The following is a 23,076-nucleotide window of genomic DNA, read 5'->3' on the forward strand; positions in this document are numbered from 1 at the left end:
GATTAGCAAATATGCGAAAGTCGAGGTTAGATGAGGCGATTGCCTGGTTGCTCCGTCAAGGGTTGGCAACGGACCCGCATCAAGGTCAGGCAATCCACGAATACGCGTCGCCTTAACCGTGATGCCGACGTGCAGCGGGATCGGGGATCGGCACCGCAGCCATCAACGCCCGCGTATACTCGTCCTTCGGCTGTTCGAAGACGTCTCGGCGGCTGCCCATCTCGACGATCGACCCGCCGCGCATCACCGCGACATTGTGGGACATGCGTTCGATCACTGCCATGTCGTGGCTGATGAACAGATAGGCGATCCCCATCGTCTCCTGCAATTCCAGCATCAGGTCCAGCACGCGCGCCCGCACGGAGACGTCGAGCGCCGCAACGCTTTCGTCGGCGACGATGAGCTTGGGTTCGAGAGCCAGCGCCCGGGCGATGCAGATGCGCTGGCGCTGGCCGCCTGAAAACTCGTGCGGATACCGGCTGGCGGCCTCCGGCGGCAGGCCGACGCGGCGAAGCAGGTCTGCGACCCGGTCCTGTCGTTCGGTTCTGTTGCCGATACCGTGGATGACCAGTGGTTCGGCGATCGCCCGCCCGACCGCCATGCGCGGATCGAGCGAGGCATAGGGATCCTGGAAGATCATCTGCGCCGACCGGCGCACCGCCTGCATATCGCGTTGGCTAAGCATGCCGATCTCGCGGCCGTCGATCATCACCTGGCCGGTGAAGGGAATGAGCCCGAGGACGGCCTTTCCGGTGGTCGATTTGCCCGATCCGCTTTCGCCGACCAGACCCAGCGTCTCGCCGGGCAGGATATCGAAGGCGACGTCGCTGACCGCATTCACCGGCGGCTTGCCCTTGAAAATCCGGCCGGCGACGCTGCCATAGCTGACGCCGAGATCGCGGACATTGAGGACAGGCGACCGATCCGGCGCGGGAAGCGGCTGTTTCGGCTCGGCCGAGACACGCGGCGGACCGTCGGTTCCCGCATGCGCACCAAGGATCGGCACGGCGGCCAGCAATTGCTGCGTATAGGTAGCCTGCGGCCGGTGGAAGATATCGATGACGCCGCCTCGCTCGACGATGCTGCCGTTCTGCAGGATGACGACGCGGTCGGCCATTTCCGCCACAACACCCATGTCGTGGGTGATCATAATGATCGAGGTGTCGAACTCGCGCTTCAATTCGCGCATCAGCGTCAGGATCTGCGCCTGTACCGTTACGTCGAGCGCGGTTGTCGGCTCGTCGGCGATCAGCACTTTCGGCCGGCAGGACAGCGCCATGGCGATCATCACCCGCTGCCGCATGCCGCCGGAAAGCTCGTGCGGAAACTGCTTCATTCGGCGCGCCGGTTCGGTCATATGCACCGCGTCGAGCATCTGCAGCGCCACGGCGTCGGCATTGTCGCGGCCCTGATGCTCGCGGATCGCTTCGGTCAGCTGCGCGCCGATCGAGATCACGGGATTGAGCGACGTCATCGGCTCCTGGAAGATCATCGCGATATCGCCTCCCCGCACAGCGCGCATCGCCCGGTCGGAAAGCGATGTCAGGTCGCGATCGCCGAGCAGGATCTTGCCCGCGGTCACCGTCAGCGAGGCCTTCGGCAACAGTCCCATGATCGACAGCGAGGTGACGGATTTGCCCGACCCGGATTCGCCGGCGATGCAGAGCGTTTCGCCCGCTGCCAGATCGAAACTTACGTTTCGCAGAACCGGCTTACGCCCCTCGGGCGTTCGCGCATCGACATCGAGATCGCGGACGCTGAGGATCGGCATTGCAGCTGTGGCGGAATGCTCGTTCACGCGAAGACGATCCGCGGGAAGTAGAACGACACCACCCAGTTCGGCGCATCGACGATCTCGCTGATCCTGAGATCGCCGCAGACGGAGCAGAGCATATAGGCATCGACCGGGTTCAAGCCGTGTTCGACGGTCAACAGATCGATCATCCGCATGACGCTTTCTCGCGCACCGGTCATCAGGTCCGGCCCGATGCCGGTCGTGACTTCGTATCCGGCGCCGTCGAGATGGCGGGTCACCGGCTCGGTAACCGTAAAGCGCGGCGACTGGAGCTTCGCATCCTTGACCAGCTCGATCGTCGCCTCGACATTCATCTGGCTTTCGATCGCCGTGCCGCAAACTTCGCCGTCGCCCTGGGCTGCATGCGTATCGCCGATCGAGAACAGCGCACCCTCAACTTCAACCGGCAGGTAGAGCGTGACGCCAGCCGACAGGTCGCGGATATCGAGATTGCCCCCGACCCGGCGCGGCGGCACCACCGAATGGGTGCCCGGTTCGGCAGGAGCGACACCGATCGTCCCAGCAAACGGCTTCAGCGGCACCCGTCCGCCGGGGCCAAACAGCGACGGCGCCATGGTAGCGGTATCATAGGTCCAGACATGCAGCGCCGGGTCCTTGAACTGGTCGGCCAGAAGACCGAAGCCCGGAATGTTGGCCGTCCAGCCGACGCCTGACGGAATGAACTTGCGCAGCGTGACCTTCAGCGCATCGCCCGGCTTTGCGCCCTCCACATAAACAGGTCCGGAAACCGGATTGATCTTGCCGAAATCGAGACCGTTCAGCGTCTCCAGCGTCGCATCACGCCCGAGCTGGCCGCCGGAGGAATCCAGGCACTCGAAATGGATCGTCTCGCCCGGTTTCGCGACCACTGCCGGTTCGAAATCCTTATTCCAGCCGAAATTATGCTGAGCGCGATGAATGGTGTGGGTACAGGCTATGCACATGGGGTCTCTCCCTTCATTCTTATCGAAACCCTCCCGGCTTCCTGGCCGGGAGGGTAACTGCGAGAAGGCTTACTGCTTCACGAAGATCGCGTCGTAATTGATGACGCGGGTCGGATCGATGTAGATGTTGTCGGCTCCGCCCATGCGCAGCGACTTGGCGACGACGCGGCGCTCGTTGATCACAGGCACCCATGGCGCATCGGCCATGATGTCCGTGAAGACCTTGCCCCAGGTAGCGGTACGCTCGGCAGCCTTTGCCGGATCGGACATCGAATCGGCCGCAACGGCGCGTGCATCAAGATCCTTGTTGCAGTACCAGGACCAGTTCCAGCCGCCCTGTACCGCGCCGGCGCAGCCGAGGATCGGACCGTAGAAGTTCGACGCGTCCGGGAAGTCGGCGATCCAGGCCATGCCGCCCGACCAGATCATCGGCGCTTCGCCTTCCGTGCCGCCGGCAGCAATCACGTTCGCCTGGGCAAGCGCCCGGATTTCGGCCTTGACGCCGATCGCTGCCAGATCCTGCTGGATCGCCTGGGCAATGCGCGGCTGCGGATCGGTATTCGTCGAGTAGAGCACCGTCTCGAAACCGTCGGCAAAGCCCGCTTCCGCAAGCAGCGCCTTGGCTTTGGCAACGTCGTAGGCATAACCCGTAAACGACTTGTCGTAGCCGGGCATCAGCGGCGGCAGCGGCTGGTTGGCGGGCGTGGCGCGGCCGTTGAGGATACGCGCGACCCGCTCCTTGTTGACCGCCATGTTGAGAGCCTGACGCACCTTGACGTTGTCGAACGGCTTCATCTTGGTGTTGAGCGTGATGTAGCCGGTATGCAGCTGCGCGCCGTCGACAATGATCAGAGCGCCGTCGGGCGAGTTCTTGATTTCCAGGAACTTTGCCGGCGGGATGCCGTCACCGGCGATATCGACCTCGCCTTTCTGTAGACGCAGCAATGCGACGAGAGGTTCCTGGCCAACCTCCACGGTGAACTTGTCGATATGCGGCACGTTCTTGACGTAATAGGCCGGGTTCTTCTCGAACACGAGACGCTGACCGATCGTCCATTCCTTCAGAGTGAACGTACCGGAGCCGACAGGGCTCTTGCCGAAATCACCACCGGCTGCCTCGACGGCTTCCTTCGGCACGACCGAGGCGAAGTTGATGGCGAGCACGTGCAGGAAGGTCGCATCCGGACGCGACAATTTGAACACGACCGTGCCGGCATCCGGCGTCTCGATGCCCGACAATGTCGTCGATTTGCCGCCCGTTACGTCCTCGAAGCCATTGATGGCGCCGAAGAAGCCGGCACCGGGGCCTTGCGTCTTCGGATCGACGGCACGCTCGATCGAGTATTTGACGTCGGATGCGACGACTTCGCGACCGTTGGAAAATTTCACGCCCTTGCGCAGCTTGAACGTGTAGGTCAGCCCGTCCGGAGCGACCTCAAAGCTTTCGGCCAGCGACGGCACCGGGTTCGGCGTGCCCGGCTCGTAATCCATCAGCCGCGAATAGAGGCTCTTGATCATCGACCAGTTGACCCAGTCGTAACCGATCGCCGGATCGAGCGTGGTGATGTCGTCCTTGTAGGTGACGACGATATCGCCGCCCTGCTGCGGTGCGCCCTGCGCCATGGCGGACATGGTGCCCACGGGGGCGATTGCCACCATGGTTGCAACGGTTGTGTTTCGAAGCCAGCGTTTGAACATGTCGTTCCCCTTTTTGTTGCTGTCAGCGGGTTCTAATGCGCGGGTCGATGACCGGCGCGATAAGGTCTGCAACGAGGTTGCCGAGAATGATGGCGAGCGCGGAAGTGAGCGTCACGCCCATGATGATCGGGATATCCACCTGCTGGATCGCCTGCCACGCCAGCTGGCCGATGCCCGGCCAGCCGTAGACGGCCTCCACCACCACAACGCCGCCCATGAATTGGCCGATATCGATGCCGATCATCGCGATGACAGGCAGCACCGCATTGGGCAGCGCATGGCGGAAGGTGATGCGGCGCGACGACAACCCCTTGGCGCGGGCCGTGCGCACGTAATCCTGGTTGAGCACGTCGATCATTGCCGAGCGGACCATGCGGGCATACCACCCGGCACCAAGCACGCCGAGCGTGGCAGCCGGCAGCACCACATGCGAAAACGTGCCGTAGCCGCTCATCGGAAACCAGCCGAGCGTTGCGGCAAACACATAAAGCAGCAGCAGCGCCACCACGAATTGTGGCGCCGACACGCCGACAAAGGATGCCATCATCACCATCCGGTCGACGAACCCGCCGCGGCGGACGGCAGCGATCGTTCCAAGCGTCAGCCCGAGCACCACTTCGACGACGATGCCGGAAAACATCAGCGTCAGGGTGGCCGGCAGCCGCGCCACGATCAGCGTCGCAACTTCCGTCTTCTGCGCATAGGAACGACCGAGATTGCCCTGCAGCAAGTTGGAGAGATAGGACCAGAACTGCACCGGCAACGACTGGTCGAGGCCGAGTTCCCGGCGAATGTTGGCGACCGTCTGCGCCGTTGCGCTGCGGCCGGCAATCATCCGGGCCGGATCTGCCGGCAGGGCGTAGAGCAGCACGAAGGTGATCGCCGCGACCCCGAGCAGGATCAGCGCCATCTGCACGAGGCGCCGGAGAAAGAGCATCGCCATCAGCCTCGCCCCCGCTGCGTCGGATCGAGAATGTCGCGAAGGGCGTCACCGACGAGGTTGAAGGAGAGTGCCGTCAAAAGGATGACCGCGCCGGGGAAAAACACCAGCCACGGTGCCGCCTGGAAATAGCTCTGGCTCTCGAAGATGATATTGCCCCAGGACGGCTGCGGCGGCTGCACGCCGATCCCGAGGAAGGACAGCGTTGCTTCAAGAAGCACGGTCGTTGCAATGCCGAGCGTGCCCCAGACGATCGCTGTCGGCATCAGATGCGGCAGGATATGCAGGAACAGGATCCGCCCGTGACCGGCACCGAGCGAGCGTTCGGCCATGATGAAGTCACGCTCCACCAGCCCGCGGGTTTCCGTATAGACGATGCGGGCGACCTGCACCCAATTGACCAGCGCGATCACCATCGCGACGATCCAGAGGCTGGGGCGAAGCAGGGCGGCCAGCACGATCGCGAGCAGCAGTGCGGGAAACGCCATCATCAGATCGGTAAAACGCATCAGCAGCGTGCCGAAGAAGCCGCGCACGTAACCTGCGACGATGCCGACGAATAGTCCGATCGTGACCGCCACGCCATTGGCAACGAGCCCGATGATCAGCGATGTGCGGGCGCCGTAGAGAAGACGCGAAAACAGGTCCCGGCCCAGCGTGTCGGTGCCGAGCAGGAACGGTCCGCCGGGCGGCAACGGCGCACCCTCGAGAGAAAGTCCGTCGAACATCTGGTTGTCAGGATCGAACGGCGCGATCATCGGCGCGGCGAGCGCTGCAATGACGACCGTGAGGACGATGAGAATGCCGAACAACGCGACCGGCTGCCTCAATAGCTCCTTGAACACCCGCATCAGATCGCCTCCGGGAGCGGTTCGACGCCGGCAACGATAAATGCGGCGATCTGCTCCATCGGCAAGCGGCGGCGCATGGCGCATTCGCGCAGCGTCCGATAGGCCTGATCCTCACCGATCGCATGCGAGACCATCAGACGCTCGACCGCCGCATAGACCAGAGGCCGCAGGCGCGAGCGCTCCTCGAGATGCCGGATGCGATCCTGTGCCTCCTCGCGCTCCTGCTGGATGGACAGCGCCATGACGAGCGCGGGATAGACGGCGGAACTGGCGACGGGCTTGGCGATGATGGCGCCCGCCCCTTGCGACAGCGCCCAGGCAATGCGACCGGGCGCTTCCGATCCGAGCAGTGCCACGACGGGGCGAAGCGGTGCCTGCCTGTCGAACGGCAGGAGATCGTCCCAGCCCTGGTCCGCATCGACCATGATGATGTCGGGCAGATCGCTCGAAGACAGCGGCGCCCACTGGACATTTTCTTCGACACCGAGGAGGCGAAGCTGGCGCACGAGCTTTTCGGTATTGCCGTCCTCGCGGTGGAGAATCGTCACCTTTGAGCCGGCGAAAGTCGGGGTCTGCCTCATGACACCACCCGCAGTCTCGGCTGCAGACGGTTGCCGCCGGTGAGATAAGGATCTGCCGCAAGCGGCGGCCGCGAAGCGATCACGTCGAAACTGTTGGAACTGTTGATGCGGCCGAGATGGAAGGGCAGCGCCGCATGGTTGGTTTCCGCATCGATGGCAAGCGGCCCAAACAGGCTCGGCCAGGGCTGGCGGCTGAGCTGCTGCCGCACGGCCCGCGGATCGTCGGTACTCGCCGCCGAAATCGCCGCAAGTGCGAGTTTGACCGCCGTGTAGGCGCTCGCAAAGACACTCGACACCCGGCGCTCGCCGAACCTCGCATGAACATTCCGCTTGAAGCGCGCGTTTTCGGACGTCGCCAGCGTATCGAAATAGGAGGCGGCGCAAAGCTGCCCCGTGGCAGCACCCGGCGCGATATCGGCAAGCTCGCATTCCATCAGGTCGCAGCTGACGACCGGGCAGACCTCAGGCCGAAACGCAGGATCCCTGTCAGCCAGCGCCCGCATGGCGGCCAGAAACGCGTAGCTGGAAGGCCCGATAAGGTTGTTCAGAATGAAACTCGGACGCCGCTGCTCGATCTCCGCGATGATCCGTTCGACGGCGGTTTCATCAAGCGGCAGGTAACGCTCACCGAGAACCTCGCCGCCGGCACTGCCCACCAGTTCGCGCGCCAGCCGGTTCATTTCCCAGCCCCAGACATAGTTGGCGCCGACCAGATAGGGCCGCTTGCCATAGCGCGGGATGAGATACTCGAACAGCGGCAGGAGGTGCTGGTTCGGACAGCCGCCGAGATAGATGACGCTCTCATTGGCCTCGAACCCCTCGTAGGGGCACATGTACCAGAGAAGACCGTCATGCTTTTCGATCAGCGGCAGGACTTCCTTGCGGGCAGCCGAAGTGATGGTGCCGACGATGTGGCGGCATCCCTGTCTTAGCAGATCGCGGGCACCATCCAGATAGGCGGCAAGATCCGCGTGGGGATCGAAGAACAGAGCATCGACGCCGCCATCAGACACGTCGCCGAATTCGGCAATCGCGAGATCGGCACCGTCGCGCGCGTCCCGCCCCATCGACCCATAGGGTCCGGTTGTCGAAAAGAGAATGCCAATCCTGATCGGGTCGCTCATGCGGGTGCACCAAAACCAAAAAACCCCACAACGCAGATCCCGCACGGGGCGGGGCGATGTGAGGCGAAGCTGCCTGGAGACAATCGAAGTCATGTGATGCGGCGGCGCATGCCTATTCCGCGAGCTTGAGTAAAATACAGGCAGCACTGCGTTGTCAAGTGCGACGGGTCTTCGACTTCGGGATCGCACGCTGTCTGCTGGACATCCAGACGTCCTCGCTGACTTGATCTCGGATGCAGATCACAGGGATCGAGACACCGTCAGAAACGCATGGAAAAGCCCAATACCGGGCCATGCTGGGTAACGTCCCAGCGAAATTTGTTTCCGGTGAAATCGTCCGTTTCGTAGTCTTGCGAAAGCACACGATACCCAACGCGCAAAATCGTTGGATGATTGAACATGTAGGTCCGGTATCCGAGATAGGCCTGGGCATTTATTGCGAGCTTCGAACCAATATCGAACCCGCCAATGTCGGCTTCGCCGGCTAGGTTCCACCGGTCGGAAAGGTCTGTGCTCAGACGCATGCCCACGAACGGGTCAAGCCAGTCCGCAGACTTGTTTGCCGAGGTGAAGCCTGCATCAGCATGCGCTTCGAGTTTTGTCCAACGGATGCCGACCGTAGGCTCGACGGTGAAATGCCGCGGTTCACCAAACACCGTGTCGCCCCCAAGTGCGAGGTCGTAGACGCGGTAGTAAGCGCCGGCTGCCAGAATAGTCGTCTTGATCTTCAAGCCGACCTCGAAGTCGGCGAGATCCTCGTCCTGGCTCGTCTGAACGTACTGTCCATCAAAGTAGAAGCCGAAAAGTCCGTTCGTCACTTCGACATTGCCCATGGCCGCAAGATCGAGGTGTTTGAAAATATCCGAAAACGGAATATCGACATTGCTATCCAAACCTGCCAGCGACGCATCGCCATCCAGGGACGCAGCCCAGACATAGGGACTGACGATGATGCTCCATTCACGGTCAGCAAGTAGATCAGTCGCCTGATCTTCGGCGGATGCCGGAAGCGACAATGCGAGCGTAAGTCCGGCCGCGAGAACGATGTTGTAAAACATAGGTTTCTCCCATCGGAACCTGTGCGTACTTCCACGATATCACTATAGTTTTTGCTTGCAAGCAGTGGTTATTCACGCGTAACCTATTTCGACTTTTCGTGGAAAACTGAATGCGGGCGTATGCTTGTGTCGTGATGCTCGCGGAGGGGGGAAGCATGAGATTTCGGTTTGGCACCAAGTACGATCATCTCACCAGCGACCTGCCGTGCAAATGTTGCGATCCCGTATTGCAGACGCTCACGCACCGAATGAATGCCGATCTCCGGCGCCGCGGATTTTTCGTCGGCGCCGCTGCGATGCTGGCGGGGTTCGGGCTGGCGGGTCTGCCGAGCGCCGCGCAGGCTCAAGCAACGCCGACAATAGCCGTGTTGTTCGAAAACGTGCGCATATTTGACGGTATGTCGGAAACGTTGTCCAATCCATCCAATGTGTTGGTGATCGGAAACCGGATAACGTCGATTTCACCGTCACCGATCCAGATTCCAGCCGACCTTTCCGTCACGCGCATAGCGGGCGGTGGGCGAACACTGATGCCGGGCATGATCGACGCGCATACCCACATCATGTTTGCGACCGTTCCCCAATTGGCCGTCCTGACGTCTGACATCGGCTTCATCAATGTCGCGGCAGTGAAGGCGGCCAACGACACCTTGATGAGAGGGTTCACCTCAATTCGCGATATGGGCGGCCCCTGCTTCGGGTTGAAGCGCGGCATCGATGCCGGGCTCGTTCCGGGGCCCAGGATCTGGCCATCGGGTGCGTTCATTTCGCAAACGGGTGGCCACGGCGACTTCAGGCTTCCGATCGACCTCCCCGCGCGGCCGGACGATTTCACCTACAGTGAGCGTGTGGGCGGCTCGGCCATTGCCGACGATCCCGGCACGGTCCGAAAGCGCGCCCGCGAACAACTGGCACTCGGCGCGTCGCAGATCAAGATCATGGCGGGTGGAGGCGTGTCATCCGCGTTCGACCCGCTCGATGTGACGCAGTTCACGCTTGAGGAAATGGAAGCGGGCGTCGGCGCTTCGGAGAACTGGGGGACCTACGCGACGGTTCATGCCTATACGCCAAAAGCAGTCGCCCAGGCGGTCGCCGCTGGCGTTCGGTGCATAGAGCATGGCAACCTGCTCGACGACGAGACGGTGGCCCTGCTCGCGGAAAAAGGTATCTGGTGGTGCCTACAGCCCTTTCTGGACGATCAGGACGCAACGCCCTTTGCCGAGGGGTCGCCAAACAGACGCAAGCAACTGCAGATGTTTTCCGGCACCGACGCCGCCTACGCGCTTGCCAAGAAGCACAAGGTCAAGACGGCCTGGGGTACCGACACGCTGTTCGATGACAAGGCAGCCGCGCGGCAGGGTGCACAACTCACAAAACTCACCCGCTGGTACAAGCCTGCCGAAATCCTGAAGATGGCGACGGGGGACAATGGCCAGCTACTCGCGCTCTCCGGCCTTCGGAGCCCTTACGAAGGGAAGCTGGGCGTGGTTCAGGAAGGCGCACTCGCCGACTTACTGCTGGTCGACGGCGACCCGATTGCGGACATCGCCTTAATCGAGGACCCGGCGAAAAACTTCCTTGTGATCATGAAGGATGGGCAGTTGAACAAGAACATTGCTGCGTAGATCAGTTCGTCCTCTGGCCGTCCCCTCCCACGGAGATTATTGGATCACGCCGAAATCGGTCACTTGGCAAACCGCGCCTTGAGTTGCTCGACCACCGAGTGATCCATATTGGGCGGATCGGTCAATGCGATCCAACTGTCGATGTAGTCCTCCGGTGCATAGACGTGGCCAAACCCCATTGGCGATGTTGTGCCGATCGCCATGTCAAATGTCAGTTGCAGCATGGTCACCACGGGAAACCACCTGAGCCGCGGCGAGACATCCGGGCCTCTTTCCCCCTTCATCCAATCCGGCTCCTTGAACAACGAAGCAGTTTCAAAAAAGACGATCGGGTCACTGGCATATTGCAAGTAGACAAACCGTATCGGTCCCCAGGACGCATCAAACTGGACAGGAGGGGATGCCTGGTTCGCAAAGCGCACCAAGGAACCATCGCGAAACCTGGGAAGCCACGCAGGCGAAAGGTCTTGCCGCTGATCTGTGATTGTGCGCCATCTTTGACTGCGGAATGGGGGACCGGTCCAAAGTGCTCCCTGGAACGGATCGGCCACAACATCATAGATGTCCGTCGATAGCTGCGAATTGAGCGCACCGAGGCTCAAGCCATACAGATAAAGCTTCGGCCGCCGTTCACGCGGAAGCGTTTTCCAGTGGCTGTAGACTTCGGTGAACAATGCCCTCGCCGCAGCCTGACCATTGTCCGGCTCCACCATCAAAGACAACCAGCTCGCAAGATAGGAATATTGGAGCGCGACGCTGGCCACATCGCCGCGGTGAAGAAACTCGAGCGTGTCCATGGCGGCTGGATCAACCCATCCGGTTCCTGTCGGGACGATAATGACGAGGATCGACCGATCGAAACCGCCCTGTCGCTGAAGCTCTCTCAGGGCGAGCGCGGCTCTTGCTTCCACCGTCTCGCCGTTGTTGAGCCCGACATAGGCGCGGATCGGCTTTTCGGCTGTCTGCTGCCAGAACGCGCCGACGTCGGGCGCAGTGGGGCCAGAGCTGACAAAACGGCGCCCTTGCAGTCCAAGGCCCTCCCACGAAACCAGTGAAGATGCACTCCCGGTTTTCGCCTGGTCGGTCGGTGCAGGAGTGTCGTCGTCAATCAGGGCATCAACTTGCTGGAACGAGGCATCCGTTGCATCCAGCGCCCATCGCAGCAGCAGCCCCTGCCCGGCAGTCCAGAACAACAGGGCGGCCAGTGTTACGCCTAGGGCGTTCGCCACCCGTCGAGGAACGTACCTGTTGATCCACCCCGAAAGACCGCGAGCCGCAAGCTGAAAGACACGTCCTGTAAAGAGCAGCACGGCGAAGGCGAGGATGGCAACGGCCGCCAGTTTCAAAGGTTCAGCGCTATCGAGCGCATCCATGCCCCAAAGTGAGCGAATGGAATTTTGCCATTCGACCGCGTGCCAGAGAAAAACACCCAGGATGGCAATGGCAGCGATGAGGAATGCGACCTTCAGGGGTCGTTCCCTGCTCGACGCGCGAGGAAGTTCCAGGTATCGCCAAAGCCAAGCCACTGCCACGCCCGCCATATAGCCCACGGCGGCGCAGACGCCCGAAAGCGCTCCTTGCACCAGGTAAGACCGAGGCAAGAGACTTGGAGTGAGAGAGGCAGCAAAGAAAACAAGCGCGATGAACGTGCCTGTGTGGGACAAAGAACTAAGAAAACGTCGGACCATTTGGTACATCAAACCGCTCCTAACCGGAGTTTCGCTACCCATAGCATCACATCGCGGGAAATCGTCGCCGGCATCATTGCCCTATGCTCAAAGCTGATTTTGCGGTGCGTGCTCGAAGGCGTCGAGACCCAATAGGAGATGGCTGTTCTTGCTGCCCTCAAGCCGCATCTGATCAAGGGATACCTGTCGGACTGCCCATGAGCGATAGGGATGCCAGCCAACCCATCGAAAGTCAGCAGCAATCAAATGCAAATCAAACAGCATTACAAATCCAGTCTGCTCGAGGGATCAAGATTTGAAATCTTCACTGGATCCGACAGCGTCGTCTCCCCGTTTCTGAAGCGGAGACAAGTGTTTCACAAAGCTATTGGCCTGTCATCGAAGGCGCAGCGAACGACTGGTTACGGGATTTAGGTCCAAGGTCGCGACTGACCGATTGGCGGGGCGCGGTGCGGAAATTATTCCCGCATGCGGCCCGAAGCGTCTACCGGCGATCGCAGCGGCGTGCCGCTACGATCAGTTTTTGAGGCATTGATAGAGGTGATCCGACTGCTGACTGCGGCATCTTCTATTCGGCTACGTCGATGACGATTTTCCCAAATGCTCCTCGATCCAAATGGTCGAAGGCCGCTGGAAGATCGGGCAGACAATAGCAGGAATCCACCACAGGGACGAGCCCTGTACCCATGGCGGTTCGAAGGTGCCGATGGCGTCCTCGATGTTGATGTCGAGAACGTCGTTACCGTCAACGATACGGAGCTACTCCTTTCAGCAGCTCGCGAGGGACTTGGACTGGCTTACCTCATCGAGGACCTGGTGGAACCCTATTTGAAAACTAACGAACTCAAGCGAGTGCTCGAACCGGCTTGCAAGCTCTTCCCGGGATTCTATCTCTACTACTCGGAACGCTCTCACATGGCCGCATCTGTTCGGGCATTCATCGATTTCATGAAAGCCAGGAGCTCTTAGACGATCGGCCGATGCGAGAGATTGCTTCCCAGCCTTTCGGAAGGAGGCAACCGGTAATTCGCCGTTTTGACCCGACCGCATCGCGCGACATTGAGGAAGATGGTGTTGACCGACGGAGGGAAAGGCAGGATGGCGGAAAATGAGTTTGCGATAGACCAATGTCATACACACGCCTTCTGCGATCAATCTCTCGCTCTGAGCACGAAAGGACACGCTCAACGGTTTAGGCGCTATGAAGGTGATCCGGTTGCTGGTAGCACGTTGCATCACATAGGAATGATCATGACCCTGGACGAAACAAACCAAATTATCGTCAACGCTTTTAAGAATAACAAGTTTGGCGTATCACCGACTTCGACACGCGGTGCTGTGCAAAACTTTTCGAAGAAGCATGGCCTCGAAGGTGCCGAATTCACAGAGGCCCTCGCTTCAGCGATCGCAAGCGGCCTTATCGCACCCATGGCGGACTCAGCGCTCACTATTAGAAATGCCGGCCGAGCCATGCTGCCTGCGCGCTAATCCTGTCTTCTTATCTTCTGGTGCGGGCAAGGCTGCCACTTGGGATAGGTGGGAGTGGTCTGATGAATACCCGTTTGCTGGAAGTCGGATGTGAACGACCATTTCGCGATGATCACGCCGTCGGGCAGTAAGCGGGTGATCGACTTAAAGCAGGCGCAACCACGATCGGAGGTCGTCGAGGACGCGGCGGTGTGTCTCGACCGCTCCAAGGACCTGGTGGATGCTCTTCCTGAGCGAGACTTGTGTTCTCAATTTCCACCGTCTGATCCCGCTTTGTGGTGGCCGAAAGCCTCTTGAAAAGCCGGCAGCACCGACGAAAGGAACTAAAATCGCGCAACAGCCGTTCTTCAAGTGAATAGAAGATCGGTTCTCAGATGCGCAACGTCGCCAAGCTCGCCTCCATCGTCTCCTTCAGCGGTCTCATGTTTGCCGCTTTCGTGGCCCCTGCCAATGCGTTTCAGTTCCCCGAGCCCGAGGCGAACGCAGAAGCTTTCGGTGGGAACTCGGCCTCGGCATATGCCGAGAATGGACAAGGTTTGGCGACCGCGAATTCCTCCAAGCTGACGCCGAGCGAAGTCCGACATATTACATGGTGCGCCGCCCGGTATCGGCTGAGCTACGATGCAGTCAATGACGTCCACATCGGCGAAGGCGGCGTCCAGTCGAAGTGTATATCTCCCAGATAACGTATTACCGGCACCTTGACGGCTGACTTCCTGCCTGATGGGTTTTATCCAGACCTTTTTCTTTGCTGCCAACAAGGCATGACGGACGCGTTATCCCACGTCGCGACATCTACAGTCGACGCATGATGGCAGCACGAATTAGTCGCGGCCGTCCTCGCGGAACTGGCCGCCCATCTGATGTCTGGCATCATTGCGAACAGTAGCGTCGAGATCGATCTGGGCATTCTCCGGATTAGCGTAGCCGCCTATCTCGATCTGAAGCAGGCCGTGCAGAACCCGGAGTTTCGGGAGGACCTCTTCTTCCGTCTGGCGGTCCTCCCAATCGAGTCGGTGCCTCTGCGGGACCTGAGGGAAGACATTCCCCTCATCGCCCGGCGTTTTATGGGACGGCAGAGCGTCGCCCACCGGCGCGAGTTGACGCTGTCGAACGCCAACCTCCAGACTCTGCAGCGATATGCCTGGCCGGGCAATGTCCGCGAGTTTTAGAACGCGATCGAACGGGCCTCCATTTTGTCACAGCAGAGCCGCATTGATTTTGCCTTCGCGGACGCTCCCGCACCCGGAGCGCAGCCGCGACCGTCCGGGCGGCTGGAGCGGTCCTCACGGAAGCCGAGATGCGCCGGCAAGACTGGGACAACATCGGCAATGCCTGCAGCGTTGCGGCCGCAAGGTTTTTGGGAAAGGGGGGCCCCGAACTCCTGGACATGAAGCCAACAACGCCTGCCTCGTAGGTGAAGGCACTCGGCATTGTCTGACGGCTCGGTGCACAGGATCACAAGTGCGGGTTACGGCTGGAGACTTCGCTCCAGCCTCGCAAGTAAAGTAATCCCCGACGCAAAACACCCGCAGCTTGTCGCTACGGGTGTTTTTCGATAATGATGATTTGGTTGCGGGGCCCGATTGCACCGAGACTTGTAAAATCGGCCGCCTTGATGGAGTTCGCACGGTCGGCAATTCCGCATTCGCCAAACCACTGATGACACGCGTGAAATCGCTCGCCCTGCCACCGACCGTTCGTGAAGCCGCTACCTTGCACGTTGAGAAGGCAGATGCCGCTAGAATTCGGAAACCTTGCCCCACGATCCCTTGGCGAAACGTTCCAACCTATAATTGGTCAGGTCGACGAAGGTAGCCTGCCCGGTCAACATCTGCGCGACAAGGAGGCCGGCACCGGGACCGATGCCAAACCCGTGACCGGAAAACCCGGCCGCGATCATCAGGCCCGGAATCTTGTCCACCGGGCCAATCACCGGCACGCCATCGGGCGTGCTGTCGATGTAACCGGCCCACGTGGCCTGAACGGGATTGGCAGAAAGGCCGGGTAGAAGTTTTCTTGCTCGTGCAAGCGTATCCTGCGCAATAGCGCGGTTCGGCTTCGGGTCGAGAATACGGGCCCGCTCCATGGGCGTCGGCCGGTCGAGCTTCCAGATGCGGCGCGTCTCGTGTTTCCAGCCCCAGCCCTGCAGACTGCCCGCAGAAAGGTTGCCCCAGCGACGGGTGAACATCGGCAGGAAGGCTTTGGCGTAACGAATATTCTGTGGCGTCGGGTCGAGCTGCGCCCGGCCGGAGACCGCCAGCGTCCAGCCGCCATCGCCGCGTGCGGTTATCGATACATCCTTCGTATGAAGCGCCGGCGGAATGTCGCCGGCTGCACCCGGACCCACCGAGAGGATGGTCGAGCGCGTCGATGCCTGCGGCATTCCGACGCCGAGCTGGTGGCAGAAGGACGATGCCCATGCCCCACCCGCAACGACGACCTGTGACGTGGCGATGGTCCCCTTTTCCGTCACCACGCCGCTGACGCGACCGGCGGAAAGTTCGACGCCGCGCGCGGCGCATTCCTGCAAGACGGCCCCACCATACTTGATGACGCCGAGCGCCAGAACGGGTGCGGCACGAGATGGATCGGCAATGCCGTCATCCTGCGAAAACACGCCGCCCTTCCAGGCCTTGGCCGTCGCTCGACCACGCTCGGCCGCCTCCTGCGGCGTCAGCATGGCGGTGCGCACGCCTTGGGTGATGGCAAAGTCGCGCCACTTCGCCCAGCCGGCGATCTCGCTTTCGTCATCGGACAGATAGGTCAGACCACAACGGCGGAAACCGGCATCCTCGCCAATCTCGGCTGCGAGCGCATCCCAAAGTTCGAGGCTTTTGGTCGCCATCGGCAGTTCGCGGGCATCGCGGTTCTGCTGGCGGCACCAGCCCCAGTTCCGGCTCGATTGTTCCGCGCCGATCCGGCCCTTTTCTAAGAGCACGACACTGACGCCGGACCGCGCCAGATAATAGGCGATCGAGGTGCCGACGATGCCGCCTCCGATCACCACCACATCAGCGCGGGCCGGCAGATCGGTTCCGGTGGCAATCGTCATCAGGGGCGCGGGCATAAAACTCTCCAGGCAAAACAGCAATGGTCTCGGCGTGCGACCCTATATGGTCGCCGTGAAATGCGGATCACGCAGCGGCAACGGTCGCGGCGTGTTCCTGTTCAAAATGGTCTAGCCCAATTGCGCACGTACATCCGCGTCCTCGAGCGTCAGGTCAAGCACATGCCGGGTGCGCTCGATGATGGCGTCGATTTCGGCTTCGGTGCAGCACAGAGGCGGCGCATAACCAATGACACCCCAGGCAAAAGCGCGAATGACAAGGCCGGCATCCCAAGCGCGCTCAAAGATACGCGTCGAAGGCAGGGATGCAGCGGGCAGCGGTGTTTTCTTGGCCTTGTCGGTGGTCAGCTCGATCGCGGCCAGCATGCCGCGACCTCTCACATCGCCGACCAGCGGATGATCCTTCAGTGACTGGAGACCTGCCTGCAGGCGCTCGCCCATCAGGCGACCGTTGTCGAGCAGTCCGCCCTCATAGAGGTCGAGGACTGCGAGACCAACGGCAGCCGAGACCGGGTGCGCGGAATAGGTATAACCATGGCCAACGACTGCCTTGCCGGCACCGTCGGCAATCGTCTGGTAGACCTTTTCCGACAGGAACACGGCACCCATCGGCACATAGCCAGAAGTCAGGCCCTTCGCTGTGGTGATCATATCCGGCACGATGCCGTCTTCGCTCGAAGCAAACATCGGGCCGGTGCGGCCGAAAGCGGTGATGACTTCGTCGACGACGAAGAGAATGTCGTATTCGGTGCACAGATCGCGCATTGCCTTCATCCAGCCCTTGGGCGGCACGATGACGCCGCCGGACCCTTGGATCGGTTCGGCATAAAATGCCGCGACGCGTTCCGGCCCGCCCAATTCCTCGATCTTTGCCAGAAACTGTGCCTTCGAGTGTTCGATGATGGCGGCAGCATCATCACCCACCGGGTTGCGGTAGGGATAGGGCGACGGGATCTTGTGCTGCCAGTCATAAGGCACGCCGAAACCGGCATGGAAAGCGGGAATGGCGGTAAGGCCGGCGCCGGCGGTCGAGGAGCCGTGATAGCCGTATTCCAGCGTAACGAACTGGTCCTTCTGCGGCAGACCGCGCGCGTGCCAGTAATACCGGACGAACCGCACCGTGCTGTCGACAGCGTCGGAGCCGCCGAGCGTGAAATAGACATGGTTGAGGTCACCCGGCGCATGATCGGCCAGACGTGCCGCCAGCCGGATTGCCGGTTCCGAACCGAGGCTGAAATAGCCGGTGGCATAGGGCAGTTCGCGCATCTGCTTCATGGCGGCCTCGACGACGCTTTCCTGCCCGTACCCGGCATTGACGCACCACAGGCCGGCAAAACCGTCGATCAGTTCCTTGCCCGAAGCATCGCGCACCGTGGCACCTTGTCCCGACGTCAGCACGCGCACGCCGGCCGCTTCATGACCACGCCAGCTGGCGACCGGATGGATGAGATGGCGGCGATCGAGTTCGACAAGAGAATTGGACAGCATGATCATTTCCGGTTGTTGCGCCCGACCTGCATCGTTCAGATGAGCAGTGGCGACCTTTGATATGGCCCGATTATCCGGCCCGGAACGCGCACTGTTCGGTTGATTGACCGGCTGCCACGAAAGATTGCGCTGTTCGTGATCGATGATGCCAAAGGATATGCCGGCGCGCGCAAAGCAGATGGCAATGGCGGGACAGCGTTCGCGCGGCTCCCGCAAGATCCTATCGCCGCGGCCTCGACATACGGTGTTTTGTGCTTCTGCCGACCCGCTATGCGGCCGGTCCATCTTCAAACAGGCCATAGGATTTGTGTCAGGAGCCGCGCAGGCTCGCCAACGCTCGCAACACAGGAATTCCCGCCATGACTTTCCGACCGAAGTTCGTCACCTTCGATTGTTACGGCACGCTCACCAATTTCGACATGGCGGGCGCCGCACGACGCATTTACGGCGATGATCTGGTCGAACCTGACATGCTCGCCTTCATCAAGAGCTTTTCCGCTTATCGTCTCGACGAAGTTCTCGGCGCGTGGAAGCCTTATGCGGACGTGGTTCACAATGCCGTGGAGCGCACGTGCAAGAAACATGGCGTGCCGTTCAAGGCCGAAGATGCAAAGCGCATCTATGAGGAAGTTCCAACCTGGGGTCCCCATGACGACGTACCGGCCGGCCTCGCGGCCGTTGCCAAGGAGATCCCGCTCGTCATCCTGTCCAATGCGATGAAGAGCCAGATCATGTCCAATGTCGAAAAGCTCGGTGCGCCTTTCTTCAAGGTGATCACTGCGGAAGAAACCGGCACCTACAAGCCGCAGATGAATGGCTTTGAATACATGCTCGACGTTCTGGGTTGCGGGCCGGAAGACATTACCCATGTCTCCTCGTCCTTCCGCTACGACCTGATGACGGCGCATGATCTCGGCATCAAGTCAAAAGTCTGGGTCAACCGCAAACACGAGCCGGCCAACCCGTTCTACGAGTATACCGAGATCAAGGGCATTGGCGGCCTGCCGGGCGTGTTTGGCCTTTGAGGATGTGACATGAAATACCTCTCCTACTGGCACGATACGGCGCCCGCCTTCGATGCGGCATCGAAAGATGCCGCTGGCGGCAGCTTTGACTATGCGGTCATCGGCGCGGGCTTTACCGGGCTGGGTGCTGCCCGCAAGCTGGCTCAGGAGGGGCATTCCGTCGTGGTGCTCGAAGCCGAAACTGTCGGCTTTGGGGCATCGGGCCGCAATGGCGGCCATCTCAACAACGGCATCGCTCACAGTTACGGCCATGCCCGTGAAACCTTCGGCCCAGACAAGGCACGTGCTATCTACAAGGCGTTCGACGATGGCATTGCCACGATCGAGCGGATCATTGCGGATGAGAAAATCGACTGCAATTTCCGGCGGTCCGGAAAGCTGAAGCTGGCCTCCAAACCGGCGCACTACGAGGGCCTCGCCCGCAATTTCGAGGCGCTGCACAAGGATGCCGACCCGGATACGGCAATGCTCAGCCGCGCCGACCTCATCAACGAGGTGCGTTCCGACGCCTTTCATGGCGGCATGTTGCAGACAAAGAGCGCGATGATGCATATGGGCCGGTTCGTCAGCGGGCTTGGAACAGCCGCAGCCCGTCACGGTGCCGTCATCCACGAGGAGACACCCGTGACTTCGCGCGAGCGTGACGGCAATGTCTGGCGGCTGAGGACGCCACGCGGCGAAATTTCGGCAGGCAAGGTTCTGCTGGCGACCGGCGCCTATACCACCGCTGCTTTCCCCTTCTTCCGCCGCCGCATTATTCCGGTCGGCAGTTTTCTGATCGCCACCCGTCCGCTGACGGATGCCGAGGTGGCGGCGACGGTTCCGGGCCAGCGCACCTACGTCAACACCATGAACGTCGGCAATTATTTTCGCCTGGCGCCGGACAACCGGCTGATATGGGGCGGGCGGGCGCGTTTCTCCGCCAGTTCGGACCAGCGTTCCGATGCCAAGGCCGGCGCAATCCTGCGCGACAGCATGGCAAAAATCTTTCCGCATCTGGCCGATATCGACATCGATTATTGCTGGGGTGGTCTGGTGGACATGACCAAGGACCGCTACCCGCGCGCCGGCGAGGCCGAGGGCCTCTATTACGCCATGGGTTACTCCGGCCACGGTGCGCAGCTTGCCACCCACATGGGCGAGATCATGGCCGACCTTATGACAGGTTGCATCAACCGCAATCCCTGGGATGGCCTCGCCTGGAACGCAGTTCCCGGCCATTTCGGCAAACCCTGGTTTCTTCCCCTGGTCGGCGCCTATTACAAGGCGCTCGACCGCTTCCAGTAATTTTCAGGAGCAAGACATGAGCCTTCTCATCAAATTCGACCAGTCGAAACTCGGCACGCCGGTGACACGCAAATGCGACCCGGAAAAGCTGGTGGAGGGTGATCCGACCTACAGCACATGGGCATTCGAGGATGCCCGCAACGGTGAAGTGATCACCGGTATCTGGGAAGCCACGCCGGGTTCAAACCATTCCATCAAAGGCGAGAAGTTCGAGTTCTGCCACCTGCTAGAAGGTGTCATCGAACTGACTGAACAGGGCCAGGAGCCGCGCATTTTCCGCAAGGGCGACAGTTTCATGATGAAGCCAGGTTATGTTGGCATCTGGAAGACCATCGAAACCGTGCGCAAAATCTACGTCATCGTCGGCTGAAGCCGACCCACGCAGCAGAATCCCCCGACTTGACCCGGAAACATCGCTGTTTCCGGGTCTTTTTTGATCACTGCACTATCGAAGAAAAATCAACACAGCGCCTGGCTGGCCAGCGCATAGACACGCCCGCCGCCGTATGGGGTGGCGCCTTGTGCGCCGGGCCGGGTCATTGCGATACCGCCGCCGACATGGGCAAGGCCCGCGGCTTCGACCAGCGCGACATCCGCCGCCGCATCGGTAAGATCCACACGCAGGAACTTTCCGTCATGGCGTGCGATGGAGGCTGCAAGCAGCGTCCTGAAAGCTTCTTTGTCTCGCGCAACCAGCGGCCCGAGTATGTGGCCGCGTCCAAACGGGCGGCAGGAGGCAAAACCGCGCAGACCGTTTTGATCCCGCGACAGCAGAAAGGGCTTTTCCTCGATCAACAGCTTCATCAAGGCGCGGCGGTCGAGGCCCTGGGCTGCCGCATCGAATGCGATCAGTTCCGGTAAGTCGGCATACGTCACCTCAGCGACCTCGGCATCAATGGAGGCAGCGCTGACAATGCCCTGATACTGACGGATCTCGCCGGTCGCGACGAAACCGAGTTTCTCATAAAGCGGCAGACCTGACTGTGTGGCGATCAGTCGGCATTCGCGACCACCGGCACGTTCCAGCAGCTTTTCCACCAGCCGGCGCCCGACACCAAGGCCGCGCATTGCCGGATCGACAATGATCATGTTGCAGGTAGCCGCCGTGTCACCGTAAGGCGTGAGCAGCGCCGTTCCCACCAGTTTGCCATGACACACCGCGCCAAAACCCCGGCTGATCTCGAGCAGAAACTGCCAATCTTCCAGACGATGCGGCCAGGCTTCCTGCTGTGACAGGCGCTGGGCCTCGACTGCATCGGCAGGTCCGAGATCCACGATAGTGATGTCAGAAGCGGTAACGGTCTGCATGAAGCCTCCACTGCGATAACATCCGATCCTCGCATGAGGCGGCAGTTGCAGGTCGCCGGGGATGGATGCCGTTGCCGCATTTTCTGCCAAGTTTCGAACGTGCTGCGAACGTTGCTGCCAGAAGGCATTCGCGACACCCGCCCCTCCGCATCAATATCCGTGCTTCGGATCGACCAGCCCCTTCAGCAGTTCGCCTTTCAGATGCCGGCGGATGTTGGTGATGGTCGCTTCGGCGGCGCTTTCCGGGCGGCTGTGGCCGGCGATATGCGGTGTCAGCACAACATGCGGATGCGACCACAGACGGTGGCCGACCGGCAGCGGCTCGGGATCGGTGACATCCACGAACGCACCGGCGAGATGGCCGCTGTCGAGTGCTTCAAGAAGTGCGTCCTGATTGAGATGGCCGCCGCGGCCCGCATGCACGAGGCCGGCACCCTTCGGCAATTGTGCGAACAGTTTCGCATCGAGGATATGGCGGGTTTCGTCCGTCAGCGGCAGCAGGCAGACGAGGATATCGGTTCCGGCCAGCATGTCACGCAGGCCATCGGCGCCGTGGTAGCACTCGACTCCGTCGATGGTTTTGGCGGTGCGGCTCCAGCCAGCCAGCTTGAAACCGAAGGGTCGCAGCGCATTGACGGTCGCCATGCCGAGTTCGCCCAAGCCCAGAATGCCGACCTGCCGCTCGTCAGGCCAGACGAAATCGCGGGTCTTCCAGATTTCCTGCCGTTGCTGCGCGAGAAAGGCCGGCAGGTCGCGGTACAGGCCGAGAACGCCCATCACCACATAATCGCGCACCAGCGTGGTAACGCCCTCCTCGATCATCCGCACCAGTTTTGCGCCCGGCGGGATATCGACGGCGGTCATCTGGTCGATGCCGGCGCCGGTCGAGAAGATCAATTCGAGATTGGGGTAACGCCTTGCGAGATTGTCCGGAAATGTCCAGGCCATCAGATAACGCACATCGGCCGGATCAGCCTCTTCCACCGAGCCCGCAAAGCCGACCTCCGGCATATCGCGGCCAAAAATCTTGCGGAACGTTTCTACACGGCCGGGATAGGACAGGATCTGAAAGGTCATTGCTTCTCCAGTTAGGTGCACAGGGCTGC

22 protein-coding genes are annotated in these 23,076 nt (G+C 60.9%); 9 read left to right on the plus strand and 13 right to left on the minus strand.

The genetic code is table 11. From position 1 onward, the window contains the following. Positions 1–112: 112 nt before the first annotated feature. From ACQY1L_RS20510 to ACQY1L_RS20545, 8 genes are all read right to left on the minus strand, one after another. The gene (locus tag ACQY1L_RS20510; protein WP_430245999.1) at positions 113–1,771 is read right to left on the minus strand and encodes an ABC transporter ATP-binding protein; all 1,659 of its coding nucleotides are present in this window, start codon (positions 1,769–1,771) and stop codon (positions 113–115) included. A 23-nt stretch (positions 1,772–1,794) separates the two neighbouring features. Next, positions 1,795–2,739 (minus strand): acetamidase/formamidase family protein, encoded by a 945-nt coding sequence (locus ACQY1L_RS20515; protein WP_113111358.1) that lies wholly within the window; start codon positions 2,737–2,739, stop codon positions 1,795–1,797. Between the two features lie 69 nt (positions 2,740–2,808). Next, positions 2,809–4,437, minus strand: a complete 1,629-nt coding sequence (locus ACQY1L_RS20520; RefSeq protein WP_430245948.1) for an ABC transporter substrate-binding protein — start codon at positions 4,435–4,437, stop codon at positions 2,809–2,811. Between the two features lie 22 nt (positions 4,438–4,459). Next, on the minus strand, positions 4,460–5,380 hold the full coding sequence (locus ACQY1L_RS20525; RefSeq protein ID WP_430245950.1) for an ABC transporter permease: 921 nt from the start codon (positions 5,378–5,380) through the stop codon (positions 4,460–4,462). After that, positions 5,380–6,228 (minus strand): ABC transporter permease, encoded by an 849-nt coding sequence (locus ACQY1L_RS20530; RefSeq protein ID WP_430245952.1) that lies wholly within the window; start codon positions 6,226–6,228, stop codon positions 5,380–5,382. The genes ACQY1L_RS20525 and ACQY1L_RS20530 overlap by 1 nt, the downstream gene beginning before the upstream one ends. Next, positions 6,228–6,809, minus strand: a complete 582-nt coding sequence (locus ACQY1L_RS20535; RefSeq protein WP_430245954.1) for an ANTAR domain-containing response regulator — start codon at positions 6,807–6,809, stop codon at positions 6,228–6,230. The genes ACQY1L_RS20530 and ACQY1L_RS20535 overlap by 1 nt, the downstream gene beginning before the upstream one ends. Then, positions 6,806–7,933, minus strand: coding sequence for a transporter substrate-binding protein (locus ACQY1L_RS20540; protein WP_430245956.1), 1,128 nt, complete (start codon positions 7,931–7,933; stop codon positions 6,806–6,808). The genes ACQY1L_RS20535 and ACQY1L_RS20540 overlap by 4 nt, the downstream gene beginning before the upstream one ends. A 260-nt stretch (positions 7,934–8,193) precedes the next feature. Further along, positions 8,194–8,991, minus strand: coding sequence for a hypothetical protein (locus tag ACQY1L_RS20545; RefSeq protein ID WP_430245958.1), 798 nt, complete (start codon positions 8,989–8,991; stop codon positions 8,194–8,196). 110 nt (positions 8,992–9,101) lie between these two features. Here ACQY1L_RS20545 and ACQY1L_RS20550 point away from each other — a divergent pair, with 110 nt between their 5' ends. Further along, positions 9,102–10,616: an amidohydrolase family protein gene (locus ACQY1L_RS20550; protein WP_430245960.1), complete on the plus strand. Its 1,515-nt coding sequence runs from the start codon at positions 9,102–9,104 to the stop codon at positions 10,614–10,616. Positions 10,617–10,675: 59 nt separating this feature from the next. Here ACQY1L_RS20550 and ACQY1L_RS20555 read toward each other — a convergent pair whose 3' ends face one another. Next, the gene (locus ACQY1L_RS20555; RefSeq protein ID WP_430245962.1) at positions 10,676–12,313 is read right to left on the minus strand and encodes an alpha/beta hydrolase; all 1,638 of its coding nucleotides are present in this window, start codon (positions 12,311–12,313) and stop codon (positions 10,676–10,678) included. Positions 12,314–12,904: 591 nt separating this feature from the next. Between ACQY1L_RS20555 and ACQY1L_RS20560 the strand changes: the two genes are divergently transcribed. The 5 genes from ACQY1L_RS20560 to ACQY1L_RS20580 all read left to right on the plus strand — a co-directional run bounded on the left by ACQY1L_RS20560 (position 12,905) and on the right by ACQY1L_RS20580 (position 14,964). Then, on the plus strand, positions 12,905–13,273 hold the full coding sequence (locus tag ACQY1L_RS20560) for a LysR substrate-binding domain-containing protein (protein ID WP_430245964.1): 369 nt from the start codon (positions 12,905–12,907) through the stop codon (positions 13,271–13,273). Between the two features lie 282 nt (positions 13,274–13,555). Beyond that, on the plus strand, positions 13,556–13,792 hold the full coding sequence (locus ACQY1L_RS20565) for a hypothetical protein (protein WP_139283871.1): 237 nt from the start codon (positions 13,556–13,558) through the stop codon (positions 13,790–13,792). 90 nt (positions 13,793–13,882) lie between these two features. Continuing rightward, entirely contained in the window at positions 13,883–14,089 is a 207-nt protein-coding gene (locus tag ACQY1L_RS20570; protein WP_139283869.1) for a hypothetical protein, read from the plus strand. 77 nt (positions 14,090–14,166) lie between these two features. Further along, positions 14,167–14,478: a hypothetical protein gene (locus ACQY1L_RS20575; protein WP_430245967.1), complete on the plus strand. Its 312-nt coding sequence runs from the start codon at positions 14,167–14,169 to the stop codon at positions 14,476–14,478. Between the two features lie 177 nt (positions 14,479–14,655). Next, positions 14,656–14,964, plus strand: coding sequence for a sigma 54-interacting transcriptional regulator (locus tag ACQY1L_RS20580; RefSeq protein WP_430245969.1), 309 nt, complete (start codon positions 14,656–14,658; stop codon positions 14,962–14,964). 569 nt (positions 14,965–15,533) lie between these two features. Here the strand turns inward: ACQY1L_RS20580 and ACQY1L_RS20585 are convergent. Both ACQY1L_RS20585 and ACQY1L_RS20590 read right to left on the minus strand, forming a co-directional pair. Next, entirely contained in the window at positions 15,534–16,862 is a 1,329-nt protein-coding gene (locus ACQY1L_RS20585; protein ID WP_430245971.1) for an NAD(P)/FAD-dependent oxidoreductase, read from the minus strand. 111 nt (positions 16,863–16,973) lie between these two features. Next, positions 16,974–18,350, minus strand: coding sequence for an aspartate aminotransferase family protein (locus ACQY1L_RS20590; protein ID WP_325265768.1), 1,377 nt, complete (start codon positions 18,348–18,350; stop codon positions 16,974–16,976). A gap of 359 nt (positions 18,351–18,709) precedes the next feature. Between ACQY1L_RS20590 and ACQY1L_RS20595 the strand changes: the two genes are divergently transcribed. Genes ACQY1L_RS20595 through ACQY1L_RS20605 form a run of 3 tightly spaced genes read left to right on the plus strand, consistent with a single transcriptional unit; the run spans position 18,710 to position 21,032 of the window. After that, positions 18,710–19,375, plus strand: a complete 666-nt coding sequence (locus tag ACQY1L_RS20595) for a haloacid dehalogenase type II (RefSeq protein ID WP_430244086.1) — start codon at positions 18,710–18,712, stop codon at positions 19,373–19,375. 9 nt (positions 19,376–19,384) lie between these two features. Then, entirely contained in the window at positions 19,385–20,662 is a 1,278-nt protein-coding gene (locus ACQY1L_RS20600; RefSeq protein ID WP_092662689.1) for an NAD(P)/FAD-dependent oxidoreductase, read from the plus strand. Positions 20,663–20,678: 16 nt separating this feature from the next. After that, positions 20,679–21,032 carry a cupin domain-containing protein gene (locus ACQY1L_RS20605; protein ID WP_092662688.1) on the plus strand — a complete coding sequence of 118 codons (354 nt, stop codon included), beginning with the start codon at positions 20,679–20,681 and terminating at the stop codon, positions 21,030–21,032. A gap of 89 nt (positions 21,033–21,121) precedes the next feature. Here the strand turns inward: ACQY1L_RS20605 and ACQY1L_RS20610 are convergent, their stop codons facing one another. Next, positions 21,122–21,970 carry a GNAT family N-acetyltransferase gene (locus tag ACQY1L_RS20610; RefSeq protein ID WP_430244090.1) on the minus strand — a complete coding sequence of 283 codons (849 nt, stop codon included), beginning with the start codon at positions 21,968–21,970 and terminating at the stop codon, positions 21,122–21,124. Between the two features lie 150 nt (positions 21,971–22,120). Beyond that, positions 22,121–23,047: a 2-hydroxyacid dehydrogenase gene (locus ACQY1L_RS20615; protein ID WP_430244093.1), complete on the minus strand. Its 927-nt coding sequence runs from the start codon at positions 23,045–23,047 to the stop codon at positions 22,121–22,123. Positions 23,048–23,076: the final 29 nt, after the last annotated feature.

It is taken from the genome of Neorhizobium sp. DAR64862/K0K3 (genome assembly GCF_050500185.1).
Lineage (GTDB): Bacteria > Pseudomonadota > Alphaproteobacteria > Rhizobiales > Rhizobiaceae > Neorhizobium > Neorhizobium soli.

What these genes read in the sequence shown, in the direction of transcription:
- ACQY1L_RS20510 (WP_430245999.1), bottom strand. Translation starts at nt 1,771, where the DNA reads ATGCCGATCCTCAGCGTCCGCGATCTCGATGTCGATGCGCGAACGCCC.
- ACQY1L_RS20515 (WP_113111358.1), bottom strand. Translation starts at nt 2,739, where the DNA reads ATGTGCATAGCCTGTACCCACACCATTCATCGCGCTCAGCATAATTTC.
- ACQY1L_RS20520 (WP_430245948.1), bottom strand. Translation starts at nt 4,437, where the DNA reads ATGTTCAAACGCTGGCTTCGAAACACAACCGTTGCAACCATGGTGGCA.
- ACQY1L_RS20525 (WP_430245950.1), bottom strand. Translation starts at nt 5,380, where the DNA reads ATGGCGATGCTCTTTCTCCGGCGCCTCGTGCAGATGGCGCTGATCCTG.
- ACQY1L_RS20530 (WP_430245952.1), bottom strand. Translation starts at nt 6,228, where the DNA reads ATGCGGGTGTTCAAGGAGCTATTGAGGCAGCCGGTCGCGTTGTTCGGC.
- ACQY1L_RS20535 (WP_430245954.1), bottom strand. Translation starts at nt 6,809, where the DNA reads ATGAGGCAGACCCCGACTTTCGCCGGCTCAAAGGTGACGATTCTCCAC.
- ACQY1L_RS20540 (WP_430245956.1), bottom strand. Translation starts at nt 7,933, where the DNA reads ATGAGCGACCCGATCAGGATTGGCATTCTCTTTTCGACAACCGGACCC.
- ACQY1L_RS20545 (WP_430245958.1), bottom strand. Translation starts at nt 8,991, where the DNA reads ATGTTTTACAACATCGTTCTCGCGGCCGGACTTACGCTCGCATTGTCG.
- ACQY1L_RS20550 (WP_430245960.1), top strand. Translation starts at nt 9,102, where the DNA reads ATGCGGGCGTATGCTTGTGTCGTGATGCTCGCGGAGGGGGGAAGCATG.
- ACQY1L_RS20555 (WP_430245962.1), bottom strand. Translation starts at nt 12,313, where the DNA reads ATGTACCAAATGGTCCGACGTTTTCTTAGTTCTTTGTCCCACACAGGC.
- ACQY1L_RS20560 (WP_430245964.1), top strand. Translation starts at nt 12,905, where the DNA reads ATGCTCCTCGATCCAAATGGTCGAAGGCCGCTGGAAGATCGGGCAGAC.
- ACQY1L_RS20565 (WP_139283871.1), top strand. Translation starts at nt 13,556, where the DNA reads ATGACCCTGGACGAAACAAACCAAATTATCGTCAACGCTTTTAAGAAT.
- ACQY1L_RS20575 (WP_430245967.1), top strand. Translation starts at nt 14,167, where the DNA reads ATGCGCAACGTCGCCAAGCTCGCCTCCATCGTCTCCTTCAGCGGTCTC.
- ACQY1L_RS20580 (WP_430245969.1), top strand. Translation starts at nt 14,656, where the DNA reads ATGTCTGGCATCATTGCGAACAGTAGCGTCGAGATCGATCTGGGCATT.
- ACQY1L_RS20585 (WP_430245971.1), bottom strand. Translation starts at nt 16,862, where the DNA reads ATGCCCGCGCCCCTGATGACGATTGCCACCGGAACCGATCTGCCGGCC.
- ACQY1L_RS20590 (WP_325265768.1), bottom strand. Translation starts at nt 18,350, where the DNA reads ATGCTGTCCAATTCTCTTGTCGAACTCGATCGCCGCCATCTCATCCAT.
- ACQY1L_RS20595 (WP_430244086.1), top strand. Translation starts at nt 18,710, where the DNA reads ATGACTTTCCGACCGAAGTTCGTCACCTTCGATTGTTACGGCACGCTC.
- ACQY1L_RS20600 (WP_092662689.1), top strand. Translation starts at nt 19,385, where the DNA reads ATGAAATACCTCTCCTACTGGCACGATACGGCGCCCGCCTTCGATGCG.
- ACQY1L_RS20605 (WP_092662688.1), top strand. Translation starts at nt 20,679, where the DNA reads ATGAGCCTTCTCATCAAATTCGACCAGTCGAAACTCGGCACGCCGGTG.
- ACQY1L_RS20610 (WP_430244090.1), bottom strand. Translation starts at nt 21,970, where the DNA reads ATGCAGACCGTTACCGCTTCTGACATCACTATCGTGGATCTCGGACCT.
- ACQY1L_RS20615 (WP_430244093.1), bottom strand. Translation starts at nt 23,047, where the DNA reads ATGACCTTTCAGATCCTGTCCTATCCCGGCCGTGTAGAAACGTTCCGC.